Annotated in this window: 23 protein-coding genes and 1 other RNA gene; 18 read left to right on the plus strand and 6 right to left on the minus strand. The window is 53.7% G+C overall.

Annotated elements, in window-relative coordinates; genetic code table 11:
- Window positions 1-117 precede the first annotated feature (117 nt).
- Window positions 118-732 carry an RNA methyltransferase gene (locus tag TH5_RS19470; RefSeq protein WP_114123254.1) on the minus strand — a complete coding sequence of 205 codons (615 nt, stop codon included), beginning with the start codon at window positions 730-732 and terminating at the stop codon, window positions 118-120.
- A 265-nt stretch (window positions 733-997) separates the two neighbouring features.
- Between TH5_RS19470 and TH5_RS19475 the strand changes: the two genes are divergently transcribed.
- The 4 genes from TH5_RS19475 to TH5_RS19490 all read left to right on the plus strand — a co-directional run bounded on the left by TH5_RS19475 (window position 998) and on the right by TH5_RS19490 (window position 4,209).
- Window positions 998-1,195 carry a CsbD family protein gene (locus TH5_RS19475; protein ID WP_062952233.1) on the plus strand — a complete coding sequence of 66 codons (198 nt, stop codon included), beginning with the start codon at window positions 998-1,000 and terminating at the stop codon, window positions 1,193-1,195.
- A gap of 121 nt (window positions 1,196-1,316) precedes the next feature.
- Window positions 1,317-1,523, plus strand: coding sequence for a DUF1289 domain-containing protein (locus tag TH5_RS19480; RefSeq protein WP_114123255.1), 207 nt, complete (start codon window positions 1,317-1,319; stop codon window positions 1,521-1,523).
- Window positions 1,524-1,599: 76 nt separating this feature from the next.
- A complete protein-coding gene (locus TH5_RS19485; RefSeq protein ID WP_114123256.1) occupies window positions 1,600-2,373 on the plus strand; it encodes a HugZ family pyridoxamine 5'-phosphate oxidase in 774 nt (257 codons plus the stop codon).
- A 210-nt stretch (window positions 2,374-2,583) separates the two neighbouring features.
- Window positions 2,584-4,209 (plus strand): phosphoenolpyruvate carboxykinase, encoded by a 1,626-nt coding sequence (locus TH5_RS19490; protein WP_114123257.1) that lies wholly within the window; start codon window positions 2,584-2,586, stop codon window positions 4,207-4,209.
- Between the two features lie 154 nt (window positions 4,210-4,363).
- On the opposite strand, the gene TH5_RS19495 is transcribed toward TH5_RS19490, so the two are convergent.
- Complete coding sequence (locus TH5_RS19495) at window positions 4,364-6,052, minus strand: EAL domain-containing protein (RefSeq protein ID WP_114123258.1); 1,689 nt, start codon at window positions 6,050-6,052, stop codon at window positions 4,364-4,366.
- A 427-nt stretch (window positions 6,053-6,479) separates the two neighbouring features.
- Between TH5_RS19495 and TH5_RS19505 the strand changes: the two genes are divergently transcribed.
- From TH5_RS19505 to TH5_RS19520, 4 genes are all read left to right on the plus strand, one after another.
- Entirely contained in the window at window positions 6,480-7,178 is a 699-nt protein-coding gene (locus TH5_RS19505) for a pyrimidine 5'-nucleotidase (RefSeq protein WP_114123260.1), read from the plus strand.
- A 180-nt stretch (window positions 7,179-7,358) separates the two neighbouring features.
- Entirely contained in the window at window positions 7,359-8,204 is an 846-nt protein-coding gene (gene dapD, locus TH5_RS19510) for a 2,3,4,5-tetrahydropyridine-2,6-dicarboxylate N-succinyltransferase (RefSeq protein ID WP_062952251.1), read from the plus strand.
- Window positions 8,205-8,349: 145 nt separating this feature from the next.
- Entirely contained in the window at window positions 8,350-9,495 is a 1,146-nt protein-coding gene (gene dapE, locus TH5_RS19515) for a succinyl-diaminopimelate desuccinylase (RefSeq protein WP_114123261.1), read from the plus strand.
- A gap of 41 nt (window positions 9,496-9,536) precedes the next feature.
- Complete coding sequence (locus tag TH5_RS19520; RefSeq protein ID WP_114123262.1) at window positions 9,537-10,622, plus strand: 2OG-Fe(II) oxygenase family protein; 1,086 nt, start codon at window positions 9,537-9,539, stop codon at window positions 10,620-10,622.
- Between the two features lie 7 nt (window positions 10,623-10,629).
- On the opposite strand, the gene TH5_RS19525 is transcribed toward TH5_RS19520, so the two are convergent.
- Window positions 10,630-11,331, minus strand: a complete 702-nt coding sequence (locus TH5_RS19525) for a TetR/AcrR family transcriptional regulator (RefSeq protein WP_114123263.1) — start codon at window positions 11,329-11,331, stop codon at window positions 10,630-10,632.
- 157 nt (window positions 11,332-11,488) lie between these two features.
- Here TH5_RS19525 and TH5_RS19530 point away from each other — a divergent pair, with 157 nt between their 5' ends.
- Window positions 11,489-12,157, plus strand: a complete 669-nt coding sequence (locus TH5_RS19530) for a glutathione S-transferase family protein (protein ID WP_114123276.1) — start codon at window positions 11,489-11,491, stop codon at window positions 12,155-12,157.
- Window positions 12,158-12,293: 136 nt separating this feature from the next.
- On the opposite strand, the gene TH5_RS19535 is transcribed toward TH5_RS19530, so the two are convergent.
- Complete coding sequence (locus TH5_RS19535; RefSeq protein ID WP_114123264.1) at window positions 12,294-12,902, minus strand: glutathione S-transferase family protein; 609 nt, start codon at window positions 12,900-12,902, stop codon at window positions 12,294-12,296.
- On the opposite strand from TH5_RS19535, the gene TH5_RS25665 reads away from it, so the two are divergent.
- The 4 genes from TH5_RS25665 to TH5_RS19550 all read left to right on the plus strand — a co-directional run bounded on the left by TH5_RS25665 (window position 12,891) and on the right by TH5_RS19550 (window position 15,017).
- Window positions 12,891-13,031, plus strand: coding sequence for a hypothetical protein (locus TH5_RS25665; RefSeq protein WP_167443601.1), 141 nt, complete (start codon window positions 12,891-12,893; stop codon window positions 13,029-13,031). The two genes, TH5_RS19535 and TH5_RS25665, sit on opposite strands and share 12 nt — an antisense overlap.
- 27 nt (window positions 13,032-13,058) lie before the next feature.
- A complete protein-coding gene (locus TH5_RS19540) occupies window positions 13,059-13,940 on the plus strand; it encodes a LysR family transcriptional regulator (protein ID WP_114123265.1) in 882 nt (293 codons plus the stop codon).
- 44 nt (window positions 13,941-13,984) lie between these two features.
- Window positions 13,985-14,572, plus strand: coding sequence for a YdeI/OmpD-associated family protein (locus TH5_RS19545; protein ID WP_114123266.1), 588 nt, complete (start codon window positions 13,985-13,987; stop codon window positions 14,570-14,572).
- A 79-nt stretch (window positions 14,573-14,651) separates the two neighbouring features.
- Window positions 14,652-15,017 (plus strand): DUF1636 family protein, encoded by a 366-nt coding sequence (locus TH5_RS19550; protein ID WP_114123277.1) that lies wholly within the window; start codon window positions 14,652-14,654, stop codon window positions 15,015-15,017.
- Window positions 15,018-15,043: 26 nt separating this feature from the next.
- Here the strand turns inward: TH5_RS19550 and TH5_RS19555 are convergent, their stop codons facing one another.
- A complete protein-coding gene (locus TH5_RS19555) occupies window positions 15,044-15,835 on the minus strand; it encodes a substrate-binding periplasmic protein (protein ID WP_167443602.1) in 792 nt (263 codons plus the stop codon).
- Between the two features lie 83 nt (window positions 15,836-15,918).
- Entirely contained in the window at window positions 15,919-16,845 is a 927-nt protein-coding gene (nudC, locus tag TH5_RS19560) for an NAD(+) diphosphatase (protein ID WP_114123268.1), read from the minus strand.
- Window positions 16,846-17,042: 197 nt separating this feature from the next.
- Between nudC and ffs the strand changes: the two genes are divergently transcribed.
- The 5 genes from ffs to TH5_RS25915 all read left to right on the plus strand — a co-directional run.
- Window positions 17,043-17,137, plus strand: an RNA gene (ffs, locus tag TH5_RS19565) — signal recognition particle sRNA small type.
- A 153-nt stretch (window positions 17,138-17,290) separates the two neighbouring features.
- Window positions 17,291-19,192 (plus strand): DNA polymerase III subunit gamma/tau, encoded by a 1,902-nt coding sequence (locus TH5_RS19570; RefSeq protein ID WP_114123269.1) that lies wholly within the window; start codon window positions 17,291-17,293, stop codon window positions 19,190-19,192.
- On the plus strand, window positions 19,189-19,512 hold the full coding sequence (locus TH5_RS19575; protein WP_007091823.1) for a YbaB/EbfC family nucleoid-associated protein: 324 nt from the start codon (window positions 19,189-19,191) through the stop codon (window positions 19,510-19,512). Before TH5_RS19570 ends, TH5_RS19575 begins: the two co-directional genes overlap by 4 nt.
- Before the next feature lie 127 nt (window positions 19,513-19,639).
- Complete coding sequence (recR, locus tag TH5_RS19580; protein ID WP_114123278.1) at window positions 19,640-20,233, plus strand: recombination mediator RecR; 594 nt, start codon at window positions 19,640-19,642, stop codon at window positions 20,231-20,233.
- 523 nt (window positions 20,234-20,756) lie between these two features.
- On the plus strand, window positions 20,757-20,993 hold a 237-nt coding region (locus TH5_RS25915; RefSeq protein ID WP_208638493.1), incomplete at its 3' end, for a hypothetical protein.

Below are 20,993 nucleotides of genomic sequence, written 5' to 3' on the forward strand. Positions count from 1 at the left end.
TGAAACCGATTGCCTGACCCATCCCCCTGTCATCGACCTCCCCCTGTCGATGAAACCGGGTCAGGAAAATGCGACGGCCGCGCTCCTCCCTCGCGGCCGTTGCTTCATTTTCGGATATTAATCGTCGTCATCCAGCGTCCCGTCGATCACGCTGTAATCGGGTGGCGGAGCTTGGCGGAACTTTTCAGGATCGGCTTTGCGTTTGTCCCGCGTGCGCGAAATCCAGCCACCATAAAAGGCCTCCGGCTTTGGCTCGGTCGGGGCGCCGGCCCGTACCGGGCGCGGGGCAAAACGGCCAAGGCTGATCAGCCGGTCATACATTACGATATTGGCGGCAATGGCGACATTCACGCAGAAGCTCATCGGGATTTTGATGATGAAATCGCACTGATCCTGCATTTCCTGTGACAGGTTGCCACGTTCCGGACCAAGGATATAAGCCGCGCGCGACGGATGCTTGAAACTTGGCAACTCAATCGCGTCCGGAGTCAGTTCAACACCAACCATCCGGCATCCATCGGGCAGGAACAGATGATCGTGATCAGGGAAGTGATAATAGGGCATCTGCTCGGACGCACGTGATGTGTCGGCCACATTGGCCCTTTCATCACGGAAATCCGCATCCACAGTGAAGGCAAAGCCGGCACCAAACGCATGAGCGGAACGAAACAGCGTGCCCACGTTAAAAGGCTTGCTGGCCCCCTCGATCCCGATCCCGAAATATCCGCGCATATTGTCCTCCGTGCTGCACGCCGATGGTGCGCTCACACACACTCCAATGAAAAAACTGGCTCGGCTATACCCCTCACAGGCGAATATGGCAAGTCAGCGGGCCGCAACCCTGCCCTGGCAGAGGAAGCAATCCGGGTATCTTGGAACAAAAAACACTCCGAACCGTTTCATAATCAAGCAACCGGAGAAGTCGCATGTCATTGGCGTGCAGACAAATTTCCTGACCAAACGAGCAAACAACCCGAAAGAAACAGGAGAATACCTGATGAATTGGGACCAAATCGAAGGCCGTTGGAAACAAATGCGGGGCCACGTCAAGCGCGAGTGGGGCCGTCTTACTGACGATGACCTTGATCAGATTGAAGGCCAGCAGGAAAAACTGGTCGGTCTGGTTCAGGAAGCTTATGGCGTTAAACGCGAAGAGGCCGACCGGCAGGTCCGCAACTGGTTTGACCGCCTCTAGAACGTTCACGTCCCGAAATTACCACACATTACAAAGCCCGCCGGATTATTACCCTCTTGATCCTGGCGGGCTTTGTGTTTTCTATGCACACAATCAATCTCGTTACCAGATTTGGAAAATCATGCCTGTCAAATCCCCCTGTATTGGCGTTTGCGTTCTTGACCCCGCCGCTGGCTACTGCACCGGATGCTTTCGTACGGGCGACGAAATTGGTGCATGGATGGGCATGAGCGACGGCAGCAAAAAACGGGTGCTGGAAACCATCCGCAAACGTCGTCTTTCCGCCACGACCGCACCGCTCATTACGACCGGAAACAGCAATCTGTAATCCAGCCAGACCAAACATTGCGGACGGCGACAACCAACCCCAAATAAAAGCCCTGTTCATCAAGGGGACACACTGCATGTCGGACATTGCACAGCAGAATGGAAATGCCGCGGCAGAACTCCGGCGTATGACACGACGTGCCGCACATGCAGTCATGGCCACAACCGCCTGCGATCACAAACAGGTTGGCGATGGATGGCCGGTAACATCAATGGTCGTTCCTGCCGCCCATATTGATGGCAGCCCCATCCTGCTGATTTCCGATCTGGCGGATCATACCCGTCATTTGCAAAGTGATCCGCGAATGTCCCTGCTGTTTACCGACGGTAATATCGATCCCGGACAAAGCGAGAGGATCAATTCGGATAACGCCAGACTAACGATCTTTGGCCGAACAGTTGCCGATCACACACTCGAAACCCGGCAGCGCTATCTGCGAGCCCATCCCGATGCCGCCCAATATGCCGATTTCGCCGATTTCGGCTTTTATCATGTCACGGTCGAAGCCGTTTACTGGGTTGGCGGTTTTGGCAAACAACGACGACTGAAAGGCGACCAGTTCATTGTCGACGGTTGTCAGTCGCTGATCACGGGCCATGACGACGTGATCGAACATATGAATACCGATCATGGCGATGCGATTGCCGACATTGTCGGACATTTCACCGATCAGGATAGGAATGGCGGATGGAAAATGGTCGCCATTGATTGCGATGGAATGGATTTGGAATGCAATTCTGCCGATTCCCGTCCTTTGCGCGTCGATTTTGCCAAAACGATCCGCAGCCCCGGCGAAGCGCGCGATATTCTGGTCGAAATGTGTAAAAAAGCGCGCGGTCAAATGACCTGATTTGGGCAACGAAGATTTAATTGTCACTTTCGAAAGGTGACTTTTCGCAAACGCAAAAACGTCTACGTTTTCCTTGGTATTGAGCCAAAGGACAGGTTGCTTTTAAGACACCTTTGTAACAATATGTCGCGACGCAACCGGCTATCCCACATGTCGATTGTGTAGAATTGACTATTAACCCCCAGACTCAATTCCCACCAGGAGAGATCCGTGCTGCAATCAGGACCCGTTGTCAGCCGTGTAGGCCTTGAAACCCATGGCCTCAAAAATCTTGGCGCCGTTCACTGGAATTTGGACGCTGCCGGCCTCTACGAACATGCAATCCGTCGTCAGGAAGGCAAAATTGCCAAGGGTGGCGCATTTGTTGCGCTGACCGGTGAACATACCGGCCGTTCCCCGCAGGACCGTTTCATCGTCGAAGAGGAAGGCACCAAGAACGACATCGACTGGGGCGACGTTAACCGCCCGGTCAGCCCGGAAGTATTCGAGCGCCTGTACCAGAAAGTGCGCGCTTACTTCCAGGGTACCGAACTGTTTGTTCAGGACTGCTATGCCGGTTCAGATCCGCGTTTCCGCCTGCCGGTTCGCGTGATCAACGAAAATGCATGGCACAACCTGTTCGCTCGCAACATGTTCATCCAGCCCGCAAAGGAAGAACTGCGCGATTTTGCCCCGGAATTCACCGTTCTGCATGCCCCGGGCCTGCAGGCTGATCCGGAAGTCGATGGCACCCGTTCCGAAGTATTCGTCGTCGTTTCCTTCGAGCGCAAAATGGTCATTATCGGCGGCACCTGGTATGCTGGCGAAATGAAGAAATCGATCTTCTCCGTTCTTAACCATATTCTTCCGGCCAAGGGCGTTATGCCGATGCATTGCTCGGCCAATATGGGCAAGGACGGCGACACGGCGATCTTCTTTGGCCTGTCGGGCACCGGCAAAACCACCCTGTCGGCCGACGCATCGCGCACGCTTATCGGTGACGATGAACATGGCTGGGGCGAAGATGGCGTCTTCAACTTTGAAGGCGGCTGCTACGCCAAGGTGATCAAGCTTTCCAAAGAAGCAGAACCGGAAATCTATGCCACAACCCAAACCTTCGGGACGGTTCTGGAAAACGTTGTGATGAACAAGCAATCGCGTGAGCTTGACCTCGACGATGCACGTCACACCGAAAATACGCGTTCCAGCTATCCGATCGAATTCATCCCGAATGCATCGGAAAACGGTCGTGGCGGCCATCCGAAAAACATCATCATGCTGACCTGCGATGCGTTTGGTGTTCTGCCGCCGATCGCCAAGCTCACTTCAGCACAGGCAATGTACCATTTCCTGTCGGGTTATACCGCAAAGGTTGCCGGCACCGAAAAAGGTGTCAAGGAACCGACTGCGGCATTCTCTGCATGCTTTGGTGCGCCGTTCATGCCACGTCATCCATCGGTTTATGCCAAGCTGCTTGGTGAACTGATGGAAAAACATCAGGCCAATTGCTGGCTGGTTAATACCGGTTGGTCCGGTGGTGGCTATGGCGTTGGTTCGCGTATGAAGATCGCCTATACCCGCGGCCTTCTGAACGCGGCACTCAATGGCGAACTCGAAAACGCCGACTTCGCGACCGACCCGTATTTCGGTCTGGCATATCCAACCGCGTGTGGTGACATCCCCGCCGAAGTCCTTAACCCGCGTGACAGCTGGTCGGACAAGGCTGCATATGACAAGGCTGCGACAAATCTGACCGGCCTGTTCGAAAAGAACTTTACCAAGTTCGAAGAACATGTAGACGGCGATGTTCGCGATGCTGCAATTCGCAGCAACACCGAAGTCAAAGCCGCTGAATAAGGCGACCGAAAACTGATCGAAAAGGCCGGTGCATGCACCGGCCTTTTTTGCTGAAAATCCGAGAACTAACTCTCGTTTCAGTCAGACGGAATTATTTGAGTTTACAAAAAAGGCCGCCGTTGTGGCGACCTTTGCAGTGACTATCGGGCTGTGTCTAATGGCGTTTGGGATCGTGAATGTTGCGCCAGTAAAGCGTGATATCCTTTTCGGGTTTGCCAAAAAGATACCCTTGCGCATAGTCGAAACCGACCTTTGTCACCATTTCACGCATCGCATCGGTTTCGATCATTTCCGCCACGACCTCGACCTTCAATTCATGACACAGATCGACCAGCGATTTCATGAACGCACGACCTTTGGATGACTTCAGGGACTGGCGGATTGATTCTCCGTCAATCTTGACATAGTCGACATCCAGCGCGCTGAGATACCGGAAATTCGATGCCCCCGTACCAAAATCATCCAGACAAATCTCAACTCCGAAATCCCGGAAACGTGTGATCCAGGTAGAAGCCGTATCGATGTCGGTGATTTCAGCCGTTTCGGTAATCTCGATCATCAGCTGCCCCATCGTATCGCGGTTGCGTTCAAACAACGCAATTACCGACCGGCAAAAATCCGGATTTTCAATACTGTGACCCGAAACGTTGACCGCAACACGGGCATCAATACCCTCTTCCAGTTGATTGCGTATCCATTTCAGCGTCCGGCGCATCATAGCCAGATCCAGCCTGTGGATCATATTGACCTGTTCGGCAAAAGTGATCAGACGATCCGTCGGAATCAGCTTGCCTTCGTCATCATAAAAACGTGCAAGAACCTCGAAATGGTGAATTTCCGCAGATGGCAATCGCACAATCGGCTGATAAACCGCATCGAATTTCAGCCGATCGACCCGCATTCCAAAATCGCGCATGGCCGAAAATGTATCATTCACCAGATTTGGTGCCTGTCCGATCAGCCGGGAAAACGTGAATCCGTGCTCCTGCCGGTCGCAGAACCGGCGGATCGAATAAAGCACCCCGCGCGCCAGATCGCCCGGCGGAATCATCTCGGCGGTAAAATCGGTAACAGACGTCGAAATATCCACACCCTTACCCGACGGATCGGCATCGCGTGCACAGTCGGCAATCCGGTTTTCAAGTTCGCCAACCGGCACGTCCGGCCTGTGCAGCATACCAAACTGATTGCCATTAAGACGGCCGGCCGTGTCTCCGGCGACGGAATGCGCGCGCAGAAATGCACCGATACTGGCCAGCATTTCATCACGTTCGATCTGCTCCATGCGTTTGCAAAGCGGATCAAAGGCATTCAATGTCATCAGGGTAAATTTGTGTTCTGCACCGGTTTCGCGTTGCGCCATCAGGCGTTCGGTCACCACCCGGGATAGGCTTTCCTCGTCCATCAGTCCTGTTGCCTCATCGCGCCTGATTGATCGCGCCACATCATGGGGTAGCGTATTGATCGCAACACGCAAGGCAACAAAGAAATGATCGCCAAGATCAGGCAGGAAATAGCCGCTCATGGAAACCGGGGCGCTTAACTGTTCATCCGGGCGAATAAACCGCACCTGAATATTGTCCATCCGGCCACGACGGCGCGCCACATACAACATTTCCTGAACCAGCGGCCTGAATTGCGGGGCCAGTACAGATTGTAGGGTATGGCCCTCGAGATCGGCTGCCGACCGGCCAATCATTCCATCTGCCGCACCGGATGCGAACACGATCCTCAGATCGTCATCCAGTTCAAGCAGAAGATCCCCCCACACAAACGCAAGTGCAGCGAAACGGTTACGTTCGTTCCGAAGTGCCGTCGTTCGACTTTTGAGAAGCTTTTCCAAAGGGTCCTCTTGCGCTGCCTCGAAATCCTTGCGCCTTCCTGCCCCCAATTCAGGAAGTCACATCATCCGCAAAGACGAATTCGCCTATCATCTGCATGGCACCCTTAATAACGCCTTTACAGCACCGACAGATTTCGAACTTCGCGAATACATTTCCGGGTGCGTAACGCGCCGAAATTCGGAACATTCCCCTGGCACCGCCCGGTTCCAAACACAGATTGACTATATCTTTGTTCAGGCTGCGCTTTTTAAACCCCTACCCCAAATTATTCGAGCCTGAAATTGTTGCAAAAACCGCATGCCTACAATGCTGCACTGCGAAATCAACGTCGGCACCTTTGCAAACCGGATGTAATCCCATAATAAAGAACGTCGTAAACGCCGCGTTGCTTTGTGCCACCATCGCCCATAACCGGAATGCTTCAACATGCCCTCGATCGTTTCTGCCACTGCTGTCATTCCGCGTATTGCGCCGGACAATGTCCTGATCTTTGATCTCGACAACACGCTCTATCCCTCGGCATGTGACCTGTTTTCGCAGGTATCGAATCTAATCGGGCAATATGTGCGTGATACATTACGGCTTCCGGCGGACGAGGCCTATGTGATCCAGAAAAGCTATTTTCATCGCTATGGCACGACGCTGCGCGGTCTGATGACCGAACATGACATTGATCCGGCGGATTACCTTAGCAAGGTTCACAATATTGATCTGTCCGTGATGGATCCTGCGCCGGAACTGGCGGCTGCTTTGGATGCGCTGCCATGCCGCAAGGTGATCTTCACCAACGCATCGCGCGGGCATGCCGAACGGGTGATGGATCGCCTTGGCATTGCCAGCCATTTCGAAACCATCTTTGACATCGTCGATGCCGACTATATCCCCAAACCCGAACGCCAGCCTTATGACCGGTTGCTCGCACGCGATGCAATTGATCCGACGCGTGCGATCTATTTCGAGGACATGGCCAAAAACCTGCTTCCGGCAAAAGATATGGGCATGACCACCGTCTGGGTCCATACGGACGAGGAATGGGCGCAGGCCGGGCACGACGATCCCCGGATTGATCACCACACAGACAATCTGGTGCATTTCTTGCGCGAACTGGCCAACAGTCCGGTATAAAACCGCTTCCTGGCAAATTTGTCATGGTTCCAAGATTGAGCTTGCCTTCCTGATCGGGTAATTCTTTCGCGGGTCAGGATCAGGGAACCCCTACGTAAACTGGCGGAGTTGACTTCACCACAGGCTTTGACCATTCTCCGCCCGACATGAAATTAAAGCTGACCGCAAGGACTTCTGAAAATGGACAGAACAGAACTTGAAGGCGTGATCAACGTCGCTTGGGAAAACCGCGACGAAATCAGCTCTGCCACCCAGGGTGAAATCCGCAAGGCCGTCGACCAGACGCTTGCCGCACTTGATAGCGGTAAACTACGTGTCGCTGAAAAAACCGATGGCAAGTGGGTTGTCAATCAGTGGGCCAAGAAGGCGGTTCTTCTGTCCTTCCGTCTCAATGACATGACCACCATTTCCGGTGGCCCCGGCGAAAACACGAACTGGTGGGATAAGGTCCCGTCGAAATTCGAAGGGTGGGGCGAAGCCGAATTCAAAAATGCCGGTTTCCGCGCCGTACCGGGCAGCATCGTGCGCCGTTCGGCCTATGTCGCACCGGGCACCGTTTTGATGCCGTCCTTTGTGAACCTGGGCGCCTATGTTGATACCGGTGTCATGGTCGATACCTGGGCCACGGTTGGATCGTGCGCACAGATCGGTAAAAACGTTCACCTTTCCGGTGGTGCCGGTATTGGTGGCGTCCTTGAACCGCTTCAGGCTGGCCCGGTCATCATCGAAGACAACGCCTTTATCGGGGCGCGTTCGGAAATCGTCGAAGGTGTGATCGTCGAAGAAGGGGCCGTCATTTCCATGGGTGTCTTCATCGGCGCGTCGACCAAGATCATCGACCGCACCACCGGCGAGACCTTTGTCGGTCGTGTTCCAGCCTATTCGGTTGTGGTTCCGGGCAGCATTCCGGGCAAACCGTTGCCCGATGGCAAACCGGGGCCGAGCCTGTATTGCGCGGTTATCATCAAGCGTGTGGATGAAAAAACCCGTTCGAAAACTTCGATCAACGAATTGCTGCGTGACTGATTTCTGTCACCCGATTTGCCAATGATCTATAAGGGGCGAAGCGGAATACCGTTTCGCCCTTTTTTACTCGCCCAGTGTTTCAGATAAAGCATTGATAGTGGGATGCAAATCCTCGTCCATCATCACGAAGCCAAGAGAATATCAAATGTCTGCCGCCCTTGACCTTGCCCAGTCCCTGATCCGCTGCCCGTCCGTCACACCTGCGGATGCCGGTGCCCTTGATGTGTTGCAGGCTGCCCTTGAAGCACGCGGCTTTGACTGCAAACGCAAGGTATTTCACGAAGACGGCTGGGATAGCATCGACAACCTTTATGCCCGGTTGGGCACCAAAGGACGCAATTTCTGCTTCGCGGGGCATACCGATGTAGTTCCGGCAGGCGATGCCGCGGCATGGACGGTTGATCCGTTTGGCGGCGAGATAAAGGATGGCCGTCTGTTTGGGCGCGGCGCGGTTGATATGAAAACCAACATTGCCTGTTTCGTTGAGTCGGTTGATGCTTTTTTGGCGGCCCATCCTGATTTTGACGAAAGCATCAGCTTCCTGATCACCGGTGACGAAGAAGCCGATGCGGTGAACGGCACGATCAAGCTGCTGGACTGGTGTGACAAGCATGGCGAGAAACTTGATGTCTGCCTTCTCGGCGAGCCGACAAATCCGACATATCTCGGCGAAATGATGAAAGTCGGTCGCCGCGGCTCCATTACGGGGTGGCTGACGATTTATGGCGCGCAGGGGCACGTTGCCTATCCACATCTGGCCGATAACCCTGTACCGCGCATGTTAAAGGTCCTCAATGCCCTGACCGCGCACGAACTCGATCAGGGCACCCCGCATTTCCAGCCAAGCAATCTGGAAGTCACCACCATTGATGCCGGAAACCCTGCGACCAACGTGGTGCCGTCGAAGGTGAGTGCTGCATTTAATATCCGTTTCAACGACCTGCATCAGGGCGTCGATCTGGAAAAATGGATCCGTGAAACCTGTGCTGCACATGCCGGTGCCCATGACCTTAAAGTCAAGATTTCCGGCGAGGCATTTGTGTCCGAGCCGGGCAAGCTTGCAGCCCTGATTTCCGATGCTTCGGAAAAGGTTACAGGCCATCGACCGGATATGAGTACCACGGGGGGTACATCGGATGCCCGCTTTATCCACAAATATTGCGAAGTCGCCGAATTCGGTCTGGTCGGTCAAAGTATGCACAAGGTCGATGAACACGCGATGGTCGATGACATCAAAAATCTGGTCGTGATTTACGCCGATGTTCTTTCAGGGTACTTTGCAAAAGTCTGATTAAAACAAAACGCATTACAACTGGTCGGGGGAGCAGGAAAATGGCGGGGACACAAAAGGCGGCAATCCATTCAACCCGGATTGTCAAAGGTGACATCGTCCCGAAAATTTCCCTGCTTAATTCAGCAGGACAGCCCGTAGACCTGACCGATCAGTTGATTGCCGGCAATACACTTGCCCTTTGGCTGCTTGATGACAAACCGACCAAAGATACCCGACAGGAAATGGATCGGTTTCTGGATCAGGTATCGGATTGCGAGGTGCTGACTTTCCTGATCATAGGTGGGAAAAAGAGCCCCAAGAAAAGCATCAAATCAAATACCAAAGCCATCGAACTTTATGACTCGGAAAACGCTGTCAGAAAGCTTTTTGGGGTAACTGATCCATCAATACTTCTGATAGATCCCAACCATCGGCTGGTGTTCAACGCACCGCAGGCGGACATGGATAAAGGCGTTGAAGTTTGTAAAGCTATCCACGCCGGAAGCCAACCCGATCTGGTCAATCGTCAGGCTCCGGTAATGCTGCTGCATGACATTCTCGAACCGGAACTTTGTCAGGAACTGATTTCCTATTGGGAAGCCGGAGAAAAGCGGGCCGATGGTGTTTCCAAGGGTGTTGAAAACAGCAGCACGACAAAATCCGATATCAAGAAGCGCAACGATGTCGTCCTTTTGGATGAAGTGCTGTTTGAGAAAGTCAAAAGTAGACTTGTCGGACGGGTCATTCCGGAACTGTTCAAGGCCTTCCAGTTCAGAACGGCCAGCATGGAAGCCCTGCGGATCGGGTGTTATGACGCGGCCGATCAGGGACATTTTGGCCGCCATCGGGATAACCGCACGGCCTTTACAGCCCATCGGCGATTTGCCGTGTCGCTAAACCTGAACCCGATCACATATGAAGGCGGGCAGGTCCGGTTTCCGGAATATGGCCGCAGCCTTTATGCACCACCTGCCGGAGGTGCCGTGATCTTTTCCTGTTCGCTGCTGCATGAAGCAATGCCGGTCACCCAAGGCCGCCGGTTCGGAATTTTCACCTTCCTGACCGACGAAGCCGGCGCAATCGCGGAACAAAAAATGATCGCCCAACGCCAAGGCCAGATCGCCCCACTTGCGATGAAACGCTGATCGATCGTTAGATAGGGCTTTCAGCGGATTGGCGCGCAGCATTCCCCACGCTTTCTTGTGGTGATTTGAGCCGCGGCACGGTTTTTCGCACGGAGTTCAGGATCAGCTCGGCCGTTTTGTCATCAACAGCCCTGCCAAGCACCATTGCACCAACCATCATCGACAGCATCGCGGTTGCATTGATGCGGTGTTCCTTACCGATTTCATCAAGTGGCGGACTTTCAAACCAGGCATTGGCTTCTTCGCGGGTCATCGGTGCCATGCCCCGTTCCTCAAGGGCCAGTTTCGCGGCAAGCTTGCCGCATGCCCCGCGGATAACCTTGGAAAAAGCCTTCTGTGCCCGCTCGCCTGAACGGGCAACTTCGGTTGAAAGCGTTGGTAATGCACAACCCTTGCCGGGGTGATGCAGATGCTGATTTGACAGATAAAGCTCGGCAAAGGTGGTGGTCCAATCAAGTCCGAATTTTTCGGCCTTGCGCAAGCGTGACAGGATCGGTTCACCAAGAAGATCGATGCCGCTTTCGACTGTAGCGACAAACAGGTCTTCCTTGTTTTTGAAATGGGCATAAAACCCGCCGCGCGTGAGCCCGGCATCAGCCATCACCTGATCAATGGTAACATTTTCATAGCCGACCGTTTTGAAAAGCTTGGCCGCCGAGCGGATGATTTTTTGCCGCGTCTTTGGCTTGTGGTCCGGACTGTAAGGCATGCTTTGGCTCCGATTAGTGTGGCTGGAAACAAGGCTCACACATTTTTATAATATGTTCTTGAACATATTATGTAGTCCGCAATCCTGTTGGCAAGTTTCGCGCATCAAAGCCCTGTTTCGGTTTCATGCGCGTATCACTGATGCAAAGGATTTTGCGATGTCCGAGGTGATTATTTACGGCATGCCGCGCAGCAGCCTGTCGCGCACCGTCCGTATTGCCTGTATCGAGAAAGAGATTTCGTTCGAGTTTCGCACCAAGGGCATTCAAACCCCCGGCTCATCCCCTACGCCTGAATTGCTACGCTTCAACCCGTTTGGCAAGGTGCCAGTTTTGGTACATGACAGTCTGGTGCTATACGAAACAGCCGCGATCTGCCGGTATATTGACGATGTCTTTGACGGACCATTGTTACGCCCCGTGCGTCAGGACAAGGTCGCGCATATGGAACAATGGATCAGTGTCGCGCTTACCCGGCTTGATCCCCATATCCTGCGGCAATTTGTCATTCCGATGGTCTTTGCCGATGAAGAACAGCGCAACGATCCCGGCTTTGCCATACGCATGAGCCGCATGGGAGAACTGATTGCAGGAGACCTCAAGGTTCTTGATCCGCATTATGCTGGCGGCTGGTTGTTCGGCCCGCGTTTCACCATCCCCGATATGCTGATCATGCCGATGATCCACTATCTGAAAGCAATGCCCGGCGGACCGGAAATTCTGGCGGCAGTCCCGAATATCAATGCCGCTTTCAACAGTTTTCAGGCACGCCATTCAGCCGCCGCAACCGATCCGTTATTGCCCGACCGGATTTTAAGGTCGGCATAGGGACACCTAACCATCTTTTCCTTTTCGCCGATGCGCTACCTGGATCGCGCATCGGTTCTTGCAGCCGCCCCGATAAGGATGCCCCAATATGCCTTCCGATGACGGGGCGGCTGTTTTTTTTATTAAGCGAGTGGAGTCAGGGTTTCCATGTGATCGGAACATATCCCGGCAGGGCCGCGATACGGTCAAGCCATGCCAGGATGCCAGGATAGATCGACAGATCGATGTCACCCTCCTCGGCAACGTGGGTGTAGGCGTAAAGGGATATATCGGCGATGGTCAACGCATCCCCCACCAGCCAGTTATGACCCGACAGGCGTTTTTCCATAAGATCGAGCGCCTTTTTCGCGCCCGCGCGCTTCATCGGCACAAAAATGTCGGCATGTTCTGGCATGCCCTTGATCCCGACCCATGACCTTAAAACGGCAATCGTCGGTTCGTGATCATATTGTTCAAAGAATAGCCATTGCATGACCTCGGTGCGTTCCCACACATCGGTCGGCAAATAGGGTGTTCCCTCGGCAAGGTGGATCAGAATCGCATTGCTTTCGACCAGAACCCGGCCATGGTCGAATTCCAACGCAGGGATTTTGCCATTGGCATTGATCCGCGACAGAAATTCGGGCGTGCGGGTTTCACCCTTGGTGATGTCATGCTCGACCAGATCAAACGATTTGCCAAGAAGGGTTAAAAGCAAACGGATTTTGTAACCGTTTCCCGAAGGGAGAAAATCATGAAGGATCATTTCAGTATTCCTTTGGCACTTGCAAACAGCAATGGCCGGCCAGCGCCGATAATTGCCAGCGCCGATAATTGGCGCTGGCCGACTGGCAAACAATCGAATAGTTTTGACCAGACAGTTCAAATTTATTGATCATTATTTCTGATCAAAGGATGTTTCATGGATTCCGATCTGCTTCGAAGTTTTGTTGCGTTTGCCGAATGCGGCAGTTTCAATCGTGCAGCAGACCGGATAGGTCGCACCCCATCGGCCTTTTCCATGCAGATGAAACGACTGGAAGATATTGTTGGCAGTACACTGTTTGAACGGGAAGGCCGCAATGTTCTATTGACGGCGGATGGCATCACTTTTGTCGGATATGCAAGGCGTATGCTGTCGCTGCAGGACGAAGCCATGGGAAAGATGCGCGGGCAGGATAGCAGCCGCCCGATCCGGATCGGATGCCCCGATGATTACACCCAGAAAATCCTGCCGGTGGTACTGCGCGCGATACGCATGGCCCATCCCGATGCCAAATTCTTTATTTCCGTCAATCCGACAATATTGCTCCACCGGATGCTTGATCAGGGTGAACTTGATATATCCATTATCAGCCGATCAGAAAAAGGCGAAGAGGGATATTTCTTGCGTCATGAACCCGGTGTCTGGGTTTCGTCGCCGATCCACAAACAACATCTGGCGAACCCGCTATCGCTTGTTCTGCCTGCCGAAGATTGCAAATTTCATGCTTGGGCGATTGATGCCATTTCAAAGGCGGATCGTCCTTTTACTCTGTTTGCAACGACCAGACAGGCGGCATCGTTATTGCATCTGGTGCGTGACGGACTTGGTGTAGCAGCACTTGCCGCGGCAAGTGTCACGGACGAGTTTCAGATTCTTGAAAGTCGCGACGGTTTCCCGCCATTACCCGCGGTCGGGGTAGCACTGATGCTGTCAGATGCGTCGCATCCGCTTGTGGATCGGCAGCTTGCCGCAACGATCCAGAGTTTTGTGAGCGAATATATCAATGATGATAACTTGACCATCCGCGCAACCGGCTGATTGAATAGGGGATAGAGAAAAAACGTCCGCCGGAGTTTCAATAAATGACAAGTTTGGCCGCAAAGGTCGATGTGCTTCTGGCGCAGGAGAAGTGGCACGAAGAACGCAAAGCCCTACGAGCAATCATTCTTGAATGTGGCCTGACCGAAGACGTCAAATGGGGCAACCTTTGCTATACGTTCAAGAGCAGCAATATCCTGATGATTTACGGGATGAAGGATGATTGTGCGCTTGGATTTTTCAAGGGTGCACTGATGGATGATCCAGAGGATATCCTTGCCAAACCGGGCGAAAATTCGCAGGCCATGCGCCGCATTCATTTCGCTTCGGCTCCGGAAATCACTGCCAAAGAAAACATTCTGAAGGCCTACATAAAGGCAGCAATCGAAGTGGAGAAATCGGGACTCAAGATCGAGTTCAGCGAAAAGAACAAGCTTGAACTTCCGGCAGAGCTTCTGAAAAAATTTGCCGAAAATCCCGATCTCGAACGTGCTTTCAATGCGCTGACACCGGGTCGGCAACGGGGATACAACCTTCATTTTTCCGGTGCCAAACAATCGGCCACGCGTACATCCCGAATCGAGAAATGTGTGCCTCGTATTATGGAAGGCAGAGGCCTTCAGGATCGTTAGGCATAACAAGATGACTTGACCGGACAACGGGCAAACTGTTTGGATGCGCGTCCCGTAAACGCCTTAACTATTGGATGCCATGACCACCAAATCACGCCTGAGTATCTGCACGACCTGCACGTCATCCTCGGCCAAGGGAGCTACCGATCCCCGGCATGGCAGAGAGCTTTTTGATAAAATGGTCGAAAGCTGCGCTAAGCAAGATATGCCATTTGATATCAGAGCCGTCGAATGCCTGACCAATTGCAAATCGGGCTGCTCAGTTGCGCTTAGCGGGCCGGGTAAATGGGGATATGTTTATGGCAATCTTGATACCGGCATGATCGATGATCTTTGCGAACTCGGCCGTCGATATGCCGGGACAAATGACGGTATCGTACCATGGCGTGAACGACCTGAAAGTCTGCGGCGCAATGTTATCGCGCGCATTCCGCCGCTAGACTGAACATCATGAAATTCACCGCGGAAAGATCAAGGTTTGGAAAGGTTCTGATGCAAATCGCGCCAGTTGTTCGCGATATTCCCCTTGGTGTGTAAAACGCGAATCAGATCGTTGAATTCCTTGACCGGGATCACTGATTTTTCTGACATCACAGAAACCAGATCATAGCTTGAATCGGGTTTCGGCCCGATGAATACCTGTTCGGACAGTTCAGGCTGCGCCTGAAAGGTTCGGGCAAGAAATCCTGCGGAAACGATACCAACATCGCCAGAACCAGACAGCAATTCTTCCAGTACCTGCTGTTCGTTGTAAAGCAACGAAACATTGAAATTGTCGCGAAGATAATCCGGGTTGGAATTGAAGCCGGAAAATCCGTAATGGAAACCCAGCACGCACAGAATATTGCGCGAGGTTACCTCGTCGAACCAGCTTGGCCCTGGAATGTCCCTTCGCCGTGCGACATACAGGTCATGTTCCGTCACGATCGGATCGGAAAACACAACATTCTGATCGTCCCATTCCCAATCGGAACTTTCGAGCAGAACCATATCGAACGCGCCTGCAGCCAGATCGCTGTATCGACGGCGCGATGACGTTTCGACAAGTTCGAAAAAATACGTTGATTGGATCGCGTTCAGAGCCGCGATCAGTTCGGGCGCAAATCCGGCTGGTTTATCGCCTTCAAAAAAATAGACAACGCCATATTCATAGCTGCCTACCCTGACATTTATCGGATCCTTTGCTTTGGCATCTGCTGAAAAGGCAATCGCCAACCATGCCGATCCCATCAGACTGCCAAACCACCGAAACATTCGCTTCATCCGAAGACTGATCCTTTCTCCCATCCGGTTATTGACCGGGCTGCAATGGCATTCCAGACCATCACAGTACGGTGAATACTTCTCTATATGCGTCCTTCGCACCAGTTTTCCAGAAGGTAACGCGCAATAGAAATGGGACGGGGAAGATTGATGCCTTTTTCCGGTAGAGCGGCAACTTCGTCACGATGCACCCACATCGCAAATTCAATTTCCTTTTCATCAGCGACGATGTCGGTCGTTTCTGCCTCGGCGATAAAGCCAAGCATCAAGGACCCGGGGAAAGGCCATGGTTGAGATGCAATATAGCGTGCACGTTTGATGCGTATCCCGACTTCTTCGAACACCTCGCGCGCAACGGCCTGTTCAAGCGTTTCACCCGGTTCGACAAACCCGGCAAGCACGGAAACGGTACCGGGGAGGAATTGCGGAGAACGTGCCAACAAGACATGGTCATTGTGATGGATCAGCATGATCACCGCAGGATCAGTTCGTGGAAAATGCGGTGTGCCACAAGCCGAATTGCTGCATTGCAGGCGGTAACCAGCTTCCATAACGTGGTTGGGATGACCACAGACACCACAAAAACGGTGTTTCTGGTGCCAGTTGAAAATGGCACGAGCTTGGGCGGCCAGGGCGGCTTCGTCTTCAGAAAGAGCGGCCATGCGGCTTCGCATATCGCCAAAACCGCCGCCAAGCCGACGAATGGCATCATCACGGTCGGAAATAACCGGTTCGATATCAATCGCGATGACCGCCTCGCCGCCCTGTCGACCGATATAGATCCAGTTTGCCCGTTCGATTTCGAGATCAAGATGCGGCAATGCCGGGCCCCCCACAACGACCAGTTCATGCTCGTTCATGTCTTCGGGCCAGGCAAAAAGCGGATCACCGCCATGGCAAATCATGATTCTGATAGTTTCTTCGGCCAGCAGCAGTTCACGCCAGTTTTCCCGGGTGCGCAACCGGGCATCGCGATCCAGATCTGTTGCTTCGTAAAACAGCCTGTCCATTTCGGGGCAATTCCTTGGTTGGATCCACCAGAGCCGGGGTCGAGTCCCGTAATTCAATATGGTGGGTCAGCATATTCAGGTGACAGGCATCGACATTAGCGCGACCAAACCCGCCGTCAAAGCCACGATCACGCGATTTATGAAAAAATCAAAGCCGGGCCTTGCGTTTTACGGTTCCTTGCGCGATATAGGGGGCGAGAGGCTGGCCGTGGACGGACCGCTCGCCAACCCGGTCAGGACCGGAAGGTAGCAGCCGTAACGAGTTTTTCCGGGTCGCGGTTCAGTCTCTCACCCTTTGCATCCCCCAAAATCACACGTTTCCGCCATGCTTTGCAGCATCCTGCCTGCAATGGAATTTTGTGTGGGAAATTTCCCACTTGGTCTTTCCCATGCGGGGGCGAAGCTGCTAAAACCAAAGCACATTGAAACATGCCGGACCGGATGAATGACGGATCAGATCGACAGCACCGAAACGTCAGCACCAGAAACGCCCGAGGCTGAGGCGCCAGAGCTTAATATGGAACAGGAACCCGCTGCAGCGGCACCCGCATCTGTGACTGCGCCAAAGACCGAAGAAGCGCCCAAAAGCGAATATCAGGTTCTTGCCCGCAAATATCGCCCGAAAACCTTTGACGAGCTGATCGGCCACGGGCCGATGGTCAAGACGCTGTCAAACGCGCTTGAAAGCGGACGTCTGGCGCATGCCTTTGTTCTGACCGGGGTACGCGGGATCGGTAAAACCACCACCGCCCGTATTATTGCGCGTGCGCTGAACTGCATCGGACCGGATGGCAAAGGCAATGCCACCATCGAGCCATGCGGTGTTTGCGAACATTGCCGCGCGATTGCCGAAGACCGTCATGTCGACGTTCTGGAAATGGATGCCGCGTCACGTACCGGTGTTGACGATATTCGCGAACTGATCGAAGGCGTTCGTTATCGCCCGACATCGGCCCGCTACAAAATTTACATCATCGACGAAGTGCACATGCTATCGAAAAGTGCGTTTAACGCGCTTTTGAAAACGCTGGAAGAACCGCCAGAGCATGTGAAATTCATCTTTGCGACCACAGAAATCCGCAAAATTCCGATTACGGTTCTTTCGCGTTGCCAGCGTTTTGATTTGCGCCGGGTTCAGACCGATGAACTGGCCGCCCATTACAAACGCATCGCCGACCTTGAACATGCCGATATCGAGGACGAGGCGCTTGCGCTAATTGCGCGCGCCGCTGACGGGTCGGTTCGTGACGGCATGAGCCTTCTGGATCAGGCGATTTCGCATGGGGCGGGCAAAGTCACCACCCAGCAGGTCCGCGACATGCTGGGCCTGTCCGACAGGTCGCGGATTTTTGATCTGTTTGATCAGACCATGAAGGGCGAGATCAACGAAGCGCTGGAATTGCTGGGTGCACAATATGCACTAGGCGGCGATCCTGCCGTAATGTTGCAGGATATGCTTGATCTGACCCACTGGCTGACACGTGTGAAACTGTCGCCCGAGGCGGCAAATGATCCCGGCGTATCGCAGATAGAACGTGACCGCGGCAAGGAAATCGCCGCCAAACTTGCCATGCCGCAGCTAACTCGTGCATGGCAGATGCTGCTTAAAGGGCTTGAAGAAACCCGCATTGCACCAAGTCCGATACAGGCCGCCGAAATGATCCTGATCCGGCTGGCTTATGCCGCGGAAATGCCCCCCCCGGGCGATCTGATCAAGAAACTGCGCAATGATCTGAACAAATCCGGTCATGCCCCGCAAGGCGGTGGTGGCGGCAATGGTGGTGGCGGACCGGGACCGCGCATGCAGGTGGTTAATGGTGGCGGTGCCGCGGTTGCCCATGCCCGCCCTGATCCGCTGGGTGAACCCGAGCAGGCCCCGCAGCAGGCTTATGCCAAGCTGCCCGAAACCTTTGCCGAAGTCGCCGAATTGCTGTCGAAAGAGCGGGAAACAACCGCACTTGCGATCCAGCTTAAAAATTATATGCATCTGGTGAAATACGAACCGGGTCGCATTGAATTCCGTCCGGCGCGCGGAGCGCGTGCGGATTTGTCGAGCCAGCTTATCAAAACCCTGAACAATCTGACCGGTCATCGCTGGTTGGTCAGTGTTTCGGAACGCGAAGAAGGTGCGCCGACACTTAAGGAACAGGAACTCGAGGACCTTGAACAGCGCAAGGCGGATGCATCGCTTGATCCGCTGGTCAAGGCGATCCTTGACGGATTACCCAAGGCAAAAATCGTTGCCGTCCACCTGCCACCGGGACAGGAAGAAACCGAAGGCGAAGGGGACGAAAGCGGTTCCGTTTACGATGATGCGTTTTATCTCGAAGGAGACGACGAGCTATGAAGAACCTTGCAGGGATGCTGAAACAGGCCCAGCAAATGCAGTCCAAAATGCAGGAAATGCAGGAAGGACTTGTTGCACTTGAAATCGAAGGCCAGTCCGGGGCAGGCATGGTCAAGGTCATGCTAAACGGCAAGGGCGAGATGCGTGGCCTGAAACTCGACAAAAGCATTGTCGATCCCGAAGACACCGAAGTCCTCGAAGACCTGATCGTCGCGGCCTATAACGACGCCAAGGTGAAGGTCGAAGCCGCCGTTCAGGACAAAATGAAAGATGTCACCGGCGGGCTGAACCTGCCAGAAGGTTTCAAACTTCCGTTCTGAGTGGCAAACCCGATAGCAAGTTGCGGCTATGCCGCATAAAACAAAGGGTGGCATTGCGCCGCCCTTTGTTTTTGATACAAGCTATCAGAGACACCAATCAAAAGATCAACCGCAAGACGGGACCATCATGAACGGACGGGAAATCGAAAATCTGATCAAGCTTCTGTCACGGCTGCCAGGGTTTGGGCCACGGTCGGCACGGCGTGCGGTTTTGCAGATGCTCAAAAAGCCCGAAACTCTGATGATCCCGTTATCCCACGCGCTTGAAGAAACCGCCAACGCCATGACCAATTGCGGCATTTGCGGCAATATTGATGTTGTCGATCCGTGCCATATCTGTGCCGACCGCAATCGCACCCGCGACGCGATTTGCGTGGTCGAGGAAGTTCAGGATCTTTGGGCGCTGGAACGTGCCGGGGCGTTCAAGGGGCAATATCATGTTCTGGGCGGGACATTGTCGCCGCTTGACGGGGTCGGGCCGGATGATCTGCGCATTGATCAGTTGATCGAACGGGCACGCGACGAAGCCGTAACCGAAGTAATCCTTGCGACCAATGCCACGGTCGATGGCCAGACCACCGCACATTACATTACCGAACGGCTGATTGAAACCGGGGTCAAGGTTACACGCCTGGCGCACGGGGTCCCGGTTGGCGGCGAACTTGATTACCTTGATGACGGCACGCTGGCCGCAGCCCTTCGATCACGCAGCGTAGTTTGATCGCAAACCGTTCATGAAAACAGAAAGGCAGCATTCAATGCTGCCTCAGGATATTGATAAATATACCTTTTCGGTCACGCAGCGCATCGACCGGGAACTTTTTCCGGCTTTTTTGAAAAAAGTTCTTGATTTGTTCTTTTGGTTGTGTCATAAAGATAAAGTCTACAGGACAAATGGGTCCGGAGACAAAACCCCCAAAGCGTGATCCGCTTTTGCGGGTTTTTTGCGTTTCGGGCGGCAAAACAGGAATGAGACGATGACAGAGCAGCGATCTGACGGGATGAAATGGCGGGGGCGGCGTCGCCAGAGGAGCATCACTGGCACATGGAAAAGCCATTACGGTGGTGGTGCGTTTGGGCCGTGAGGCCGTCGGATATTTGCGAAAAACGGGTGTTTATCATGACGGGAGAAATGTGTCCTTGGGGCAAGGGCGTTTGTTCGGGGCTGGGATAGCCGGGGCGAGGTGAAGCTGGTTAGGTCCAGCTCAGTCCAGTCCGGGTCCAGTTCGGGGCCAGTCCGGTCAGTGAAGCGTGACAATGCCGAGAATCAGCGGGCCCGAATTGCGCCCGGATTGGATCGGCACGGGGTCGGCTGGCAGGATCGGTTGTCAGCGGGCCGATGGTGCGTCGGACATGCCGAAAGGCCGGTCATCGATGGCGGGATTTGTGTGCCTGCCATTCGGCAACGCTGTGGCCCTTGGGGTGAGGTGCGTTTTGGGGCAACCGAGAGCGAGCGTCGTTCGGGGCAGCGGGGGCCGTCC

The sequence above is a fragment of the Thalassospira xianhensis MCCC 1A02616 genome, assembly GCF_003326475.1.
Classification (GTDB): Bacteria; Pseudomonadota; Alphaproteobacteria; order Rhodospirillales; family Thalassospiraceae; genus Thalassospira; species Thalassospira xianhensis.

Bases quoted from the DNA above. Each gene is read 5' to 3' on its own strand.
- TH5_RS19525 (WP_114123263.1), bottom strand. From the start codon at position 11,331: ATGCCTTACAGTCCGGACCACAAGCCAAAGACGCGGCAAAAAATCATC.
- TH5_RS19545 (WP_114123266.1), top strand. From the start codon at position 13,985: ATGACAAGTTTGGCCGCAAAGGTCGATGTGCTTCTGGCGCAGGAGAAG.
- TH5_RS25665 (WP_167443601.1), top strand. From the start codon at position 12,891: ATGAAGGATCATTTCAGTATTCCTTTGGCACTTGCAAACAGCAATGGC.
- TH5_RS19555 (WP_167443602.1), bottom strand. From the start codon at position 15,835: ATGAAGCGAATGTTTCGGTGGTTTGGCAGTCTGATGGGATCGGCATGG.
- dapE (WP_114123261.1), top strand. From the start codon at position 8,350: ATGTCTGCCGCCCTTGACCTTGCCCAGTCCCTGATCCGCTGCCCGTCC.
- TH5_RS19575 (WP_007091823.1), top strand. From the start codon at position 19,189: ATGAAGAACCTTGCAGGGATGCTGAAACAGGCCCAGCAAATGCAGTCC.
- nudC (WP_114123268.1), bottom strand. From the start codon at position 16,845: ATGGACAGGCTGTTTTACGAAGCAACAGATCTGGATCGCGATGCCCGG.
- TH5_RS19570 (WP_114123269.1), top strand. From the start codon at position 17,291: ATGACGGATCAGATCGACAGCACCGAAACGTCAGCACCAGAAACGCCC.
- TH5_RS19475 (WP_062952233.1), top strand. From the start codon at position 998: ATGAATTGGGACCAAATCGAAGGCCGTTGGAAACAAATGCGGGGCCAC.
- TH5_RS19530 (WP_114123276.1), top strand. From the start codon at position 11,489: ATGTCCGAGGTGATTATTTACGGCATGCCGCGCAGCAGCCTGTCGCGC.
- TH5_RS19485 (WP_114123256.1), top strand. From the start codon at position 1,600: ATGTCGGACATTGCACAGCAGAATGGAAATGCCGCGGCAGAACTCCGG.
- recR (WP_114123278.1), top strand. From the start codon at position 19,640: ATGAACGGACGGGAAATCGAAAATCTGATCAAGCTTCTGTCACGGCTG.
- TH5_RS19480 (WP_114123255.1), top strand. From the start codon at position 1,317: ATGCCTGTCAAATCCCCCTGTATTGGCGTTTGCGTTCTTGACCCCGCC.
- TH5_RS19470 (WP_114123254.1), bottom strand. From the start codon at position 732: ATGCGCGGATATTTCGGGATCGGGATCGAGGGGGCCAGCAAGCCTTTT.
- TH5_RS19540 (WP_114123265.1), top strand. From the start codon at position 13,059: ATGGATTCCGATCTGCTTCGAAGTTTTGTTGCGTTTGCCGAATGCGGC.
- TH5_RS19535 (WP_114123264.1), bottom strand. From the start codon at position 12,902: ATGATCCTTCATGATTTTCTCCCTTCGGGAAACGGTTACAAAATCCGT.
- TH5_RS19550 (WP_114123277.1), top strand. From the start codon at position 14,652: ATGACCACCAAATCACGCCTGAGTATCTGCACGACCTGCACGTCATCC.
- TH5_RS19520 (WP_114123262.1), top strand. From the start codon at position 9,537: ATGGCGGGGACACAAAAGGCGGCAATCCATTCAACCCGGATTGTCAAA.
- TH5_RS19505 (WP_114123260.1), top strand. From the start codon at position 6,480: ATGCCCTCGATCGTTTCTGCCACTGCTGTCATTCCGCGTATTGCGCCG.
- dapD (WP_062952251.1), top strand. From the start codon at position 7,359: ATGGACAGAACAGAACTTGAAGGCGTGATCAACGTCGCTTGGGAAAAC.